The sequence below is a fragment of the Nocardia sp. NPDC059229 genome, from assembly GCF_042754165.1.
GTDB lineage: Bacteria > Actinomycetota > Actinomycetes > Mycobacteriales > Mycobacteriaceae > Nocardia.
On record NZ_JBHZAK010000067.1, the window covers coordinates 1 to 2,148 of the forward strand.

A 2,148-nucleotide genomic window follows, 5' to 3' on the forward strand; every position below is an offset into this window, starting at 1 on the left:
TCGGGATGCAAAGCCCCGACAATTTCGAGAAGTCACTTCACGCGGCTGCCTGACAGCGCACAAGCCCCCCTGTCCACCATTTGGGGGGAACCTCATGTGGCCGATAGGCACCGACACCACGCTGTTGTTCCCCTCTTCGGCGATGTAGAGGGTGTTACCGGAAACGGCGACAGTGTCAGGGCTCGACAGACCGGTCACGAAGGGGGTTATCGGGCCACCGGGCGTGGGCATCGACACCACCCTGTTGTTCCCGGAATCGGCGATGAAGACGGTGTTACCGGAGACAGCCAGGCCCCGAGGCTTGTTCAGGCCGGTCGCCAGTACGGTTGGCACGCCGCCGGCTGCCGGTACCGAATACACCGTGCCCGGGTTGAGGCCATCGGTGACGAAGAGAACGCTGCCATAGGTGTAGGGCAGCGGGTTACTGGTGCCGTCCAGATTCGCGGTGACGGTGACGTTCACCGCGCCCGTCCCGGCCGGGGCGATGGCGGTGATCTGGGTATCGGAGTCGATGGTGAATGTGGTTGCCGTCGCGCCGAACCGCACGGTCAAGGAACCGACACCGCTGAACCCGGAGCCGGTGATCACCACAGGGTTCAAACCCGCTTTAGGGCCGGTATCGGGTGTGAGCGAAGTGAGAACGGGAGCCATCGGTATCCCTCCTCAGGGATGGTGAGAATGGTTGTACTGCAACGGATGCCGATCTTGTCGTGGCATCCGCTATATCCAGTAACCCTCCAGCGGTGGCACTTCGGCAATGAATCCCTGGTTCGTTTTCGTCCGGTTCTTCCCGGGGCAGTAGTGGTGCAACTGCCCGGAATCCGGCGGTTGCACCACTACATAATTCACCGAGTCGCGCCGCTGCGCGGACCACGTTTCCGCAGGTAGTGCATCGAGTTACGACCGATGCCGGATTTCGCGCCAGCGCGCATGTGGACTCGAATCCGCGCATGTGGACTCGAATCATGTTGTCTTGCAGTGTATTTAGATGCTAACGCCAGATTCCGGGCAGATGCCCCACTACCCCTGAACAGCACGTCCCGCTCGCGCAGGCCGGTCAGGATCTCCCCGGCTTCGGCCATATTCCGTGCGAACCGGTCGAACTTCGTCGTGGTCAGAACCACCTGCTGTCCGGTGACGGCCGCCGCGGCCGAGGTGACCGCGGCAAGCGCGTTGTCGAGACCGGCGCGGTTCTTGCGCGTCGTGCCGGAGAAGCCTTTGTCGATGAAGATCCGTTCGCGTGGTACGCCGAGCGCGAGTAGCTGCTCGGTCTGGATCTCGACGTCCTGTTCGTCGGTCGAACAGCGGCAGTATCCGACGCGGAACGGCCCACCCATGCGGAAAGCGTTCCAGAAAGCGGGGGTTCACCGGAACGGTTCGCGGAACAGTCTTACGGAACACCCGTGACCTGGGGCCGAACCGGCGCAGCGGGGTGTTCCGGTGGCCGATCGGCTTACGGAACAGCTCCGACGAACACGGTCTGCCGAGCAGTTGAAGGTTGATGCGGCGCAGCGTTCGTAACGGCTGATCGTGCGATGGCACTGTGTTCCCCCACCTGACGACCCACCGGCCACGGGAGTCGGAACCGGCGCGATCTGCACCGGCAGTCGGATCTCGTTGGGGCGGTGGAGGATCGAGCCGATGGCCCTACATGGCGCGCAGCAGTTCGGCAGTCAGTGGGTTGAGTTCGATCGGCTCGTCTTCGCCGACCAGAGCCGTCCCGCCGAGGGTGACCATGTGGTCGCCGATTCCACAGCTCGGTTCGAAGGCGAACGACATTCCGGGCTCGAGGGGCATGTCAGCCAACGTCGCAGGTCGTGGGGGCGCTATCGGGTACAGGTCACCGCCTTCGGCCTGGATGCGTCCGCCGGGGATGCGGCTGAAGGCGCCGTAGGGGTTGAGTCCGTGGATCTGGGGGCCGCGGAACCAGGCACCGACTGCCTCGGCGGGTGCCAGCATGGCCTCGGAGACTTCCCCGAACCTGGTGCCCGGGCGAAGCGTCGCCAGACCGGCGGCGTAGCACTCGTTCGCGATCCGGGCGGTGTGCTCGATCTGACTGGGCCCCGGTTGCAGGTCCACCGGTTATGCGAGTTGGATTTGTTGCTCGAACTCGGTCGGTGACCATTGCTGACGGAATGCGTTGGGGCT

The 2,148-nt window shown here is 63.9% G+C and carries 3 protein-coding genes; all 3 read right to left on the reverse strand.

Annotation, left to right across the window (positions count from 1 at the left end):
* The coding region (locus ACFXHE_RS44045) for an IPT/TIG domain-containing protein (RefSeq protein ID WP_379391754.1) at positions 1-651 on the reverse strand (651 nt) is incomplete at its 3' end.
* A 194-nt stretch (positions 652-845) separates the two neighbouring features.
* Entirely contained in the window at positions 846-1,337 is a 492-nt protein-coding gene (locus tag ACFXHE_RS44050; protein ID WP_379391756.1) for a recombinase family protein, read from the reverse strand.
* 310 nt (positions 1,338-1,647) lie between these two features.
* Positions 1,648-2,079: a M24 family metallopeptidase gene (locus tag ACFXHE_RS44055; RefSeq protein WP_379391758.1), complete on the reverse strand. Its 432-nt coding sequence runs from the start codon at positions 2,077-2,079 to the stop codon at positions 1,648-1,650.
* Positions 2,080-2,148 lie beyond the last annotated feature (69 nt).